The sequence below is a fragment of the Acinetobacter lwoffii genome (assembly GCF_022809915.1).
Classification (GTDB): domain Bacteria; phylum Pseudomonadota; class Gammaproteobacteria; order Pseudomonadales; family Moraxellaceae; genus Acinetobacter; species Acinetobacter lwoffii_M.
The window spans coordinates 1-770 of sequence record NZ_JALGQY010000094.1; the positions used below are offsets into that span (position 1 = coordinate 1).

General features: G+C 47.7%; 1 protein-coding gene. It reads left to right on the plus strand.

Features of this window, described 5'->3' with window-relative positions; translation table 11 throughout:
- A partial coding sequence (locus MTX11_RS16570; protein WP_243475625.1) for a TlpA disulfide reductase family protein occupies nucleotides 1–770 on the plus strand: 770 nt, incomplete at both ends.

Consider the following 770-nt stretch of genomic DNA (forward strand, 5'->3'; position numbering starts at 1 on the left):
GCGCTACATCTGGGACCTTTGATGTTGCCCTGGACACTCATAATTGTTGCCACTGGCTTGATGCTGTTATCTGCCGTCCTGTTTGGATTAGCCAGAAAGTATTCATGGTCTAAACAGCAGCTTGGACAAAGTCAGGATGTACTCTGGAGCAGTTTTTTGCTGGGGATGCTGGGTGCACGTCTTGTTTTCGTCCTGCTCAATGCCGAGCTGTATTTTGCAGCACCCATCGACATACTGAAAATCCAGGATAAGGGTTTTCATTTATGGGGAGGGGTGCTGATTGGTGCTTTGTGGTATCTCATTCGCAACAGACAGTTGCAGATCCGATTCAAAGCCATCTTGTTGATCATCTTTATACTTTGGATCGGGCTTGGGCTCGCATTTAAATCCAGTCTAAAAACTGAAGTGGCGTTTCCTGATCTAGTCTTTGCTGGATTAGAACAGGAGCGTCTGGGTACAGACAAGATTTCACTCAGCCAATTCATTGGCCAGCCCACGGTAATTAATATGTGGGCGAGCTGGTGTCCGCCGTGTCACCGCGAAATGCCGGTGTTGGCAAAGGCTGCCAAGCAGCATCCTCAAGTGAATTTTGTCATGCTCAATCAGGGTGAGGAGGTAGCGACCGTAAATGCCTATTTAAGAAAACATCAGTTTCAATTTAAACATGTCCTGCTGGACCCATATGGTGAACTACCCCAGCAGCTGAATAGTTTTGGCCTGCCAACGACGCTGTTTTTTAATGCTCAAGGCCAGCTGGTCGAGCGGCATAT